2 protein-coding genes are annotated in these 2,175 nt (G+C 70.6%); both read right to left on the reverse strand.

Translation table 11 applies throughout. The features are described from left to right. On the reverse strand, positions 1-710 hold a 710-nt coding region (araD, locus tag ACIBK3_RS46745; protein WP_399374772.1), incomplete at its 3' end, for an L-ribulose-5-phosphate 4-epimerase AraD. 32 nt (positions 711-742) lie between these two features. Beyond that, the coding region (gene araA, locus ACIBK3_RS46750) for an L-arabinose isomerase (RefSeq protein WP_399374773.1) at positions 743-2,175 on the reverse strand (1,433 nt) is incomplete at its 5' end.

A 2,175-nucleotide genomic window follows, 5' to 3' on the forward strand; every position in this document is an offset into this window, starting at 1 on the left:
TCCGGGTTGCCGTAGTAGGCGTCGGGGCCGTGTTTGCGGGTGTAGTGGCGGTCGAGGAGGTGGCGGGGCGGGGGGGCTCCCGCCGGGGCCAGGGTCATGGTGTGGATGGCGATGTCGGCGACGGCCTCGCAGATGATGGCGTGTTCGAGGGACTTGCGGGCGGTGGTGCCCCAGGTGAAGGGGCCGTGGCCGGCGACGAGGGCGCCGGGGACCTCGACGGCCTTCTGGTCGTTCGCGTTCAGCAGGTCCACGATGACCTGGCCGGTGTTGTACTCGTAGTCCTTCGCGCACTGCTCCGCGGTGAGGTCGGGGGTGCAGGGCAGGGGGCCGTTGAAGGTGTCCGCGTGGGTGGTGCCGAGGACCGGTATGTCACGGCGGGCCTGGGCGAAGGCGACCGCGTGGGTGGAGTGGGTGTGGGTGATGCCGCCGATGGAGGGGAACGCCCGGTACAGGCAGCGGTGGGTCTCGGTGTCGGTGGAGGGGCGCAGGTCGCCGTCGACGACAGCGCCGTCCGAGAGGCGGACCGTCACCAGATGGCCGATCGTGAGGTCCTCGTAGGGAACTCCGGAGGGCTTGATCACGAACACTCCTGCCTTCCGGTCGACCCCGCTGACGTTGCCCCAGGTCAGGGTCGCGAGGCCGACCTGGGGGATGGCGAGGTTCGCGTCCAGTACCTCTTGCCGCAGGCCGTCGCGGACTCGCACGGTCATCGCTCGTTCTCCTTGGGTGCGGGACGTGGCCGTCACAGGGCCTGGGCGAGTCGGTGGTATGCGGCGTTCCAGCGGATTTCCTTGGCGAGTTGCCCGGGGGTGGTGTTTTCGTCGATGGTCAGCAGTTCGACGCCGGTCATGGCGGCGAAGTCGGTCAGCGTCTCGGCGTCGACGGCGGCGCTGAGCACGGTGTGGTGCGGGGCGCCGGCGAGCAGCCAGCTCTCGGCCGATTCCGCCAGTGAGGGGCGCGGTTTCCATACGGCCCGGGCCACCGGCAGGTGGGGCAGGGGCTCGCTGAGGGCGACGACGTCGACGGCGTTGGCGGTCAGCCGGAAGCGGTCGCCGAGGTCGGCCAGGCCGACGACGAGGGCGGGGCCGGGTGCCGCGTCGAAGACGAGGCGGACGGGGTCCTCCCGGCCGCCGATCGAGAGGGGGTGGATCTCGCAGCGGGGGCGGGCGGCGGCCACCGACGGGCAGACCTCCAGCATGTGGGCTCCGAGGATGCGGGGGGTGCCCGGTCCGAGGTGGTAGGTGTAGTCCTCCATGAAGGTGGTGCCGCCGGGCTGTCCCTGTCCCATGACCTTCATCGTGCGCAGCAGCGCGGAGGTCTTCCAGTCGCCCTCGCCGCCGAAGCCGTATCCGTCGGCCATCAGGCGCTGGACGGCCAGGCCGGGGAGTTGGCGCAGGCCGCCGAGGTCTTCGAAGTTGGTGGTGAAGGCGGTGAAGCCGCCCTCGGTGAGGAAGGTGCGCAGGCCCAGTTCCTGGCGGGCGGCGTACAGCAACGCGTCGTGGCGGATGCCGCCGGGGCGCAGGGCCGGGACGACGTCGTAGGACTCGACGTACTCGGCGGCGAGTTCGGCGGCCGCCTTGTCCTCGACGGCGTCGACGACGGTGACCAGGTCGTTGACGGAGTAGGTGTTCACGGAGAACCCGAACCGTATCTGGGCCTCGACCTTGTCGCCCTCGGTCACCGCCACGTCGCGCATGTTGTCGCCGAAACGCGCCAGGCGCAGGGTGCGCGAGGCGTGGCGGCCGGCGGCGGCACGGGACCAGGCGGCGACACGGCCCACGACCCGGGGGTCGGTGGCGTGACCGGCGACGATCTTGCGGTCGATGCCGAGCCGGGACTCGATGTGGGCGAACTCGCGGTCACCGTGAGCGGCCTGGTTGAGGTTCATGAAGTCCATGTCGATGCTCGACCAGGGCAGCGACAGGTTGTACTGCGTGTGCAGATGCAGCACCGGCCGGTCGAGCGCGCTCAGCCCGCCGATCCACATCTTCGCCGGGGAGAAGGTGTGCATCCACACGATCACCCCCACGCAGGCGTCGGAGGCGGTGGCCTCCTGACACAGCCGGCGGATCGCTTCGGCATCGGTGAGGACCGGCTTCCACACGACCCGCAGCGGGATCGGGTCGGCCAAGTCGAGTCTTTCCGCTATCTGCCGGGACTGATGGGCGACCTGGC

The sequence above is a fragment of the Streptomyces sp. NPDC050287 genome (assembly GCF_044459385.1).
Classification (GTDB): domain Bacteria; phylum Actinomycetota; class Actinomycetes; order Streptomycetales; family Streptomycetaceae; genus Streptomyces.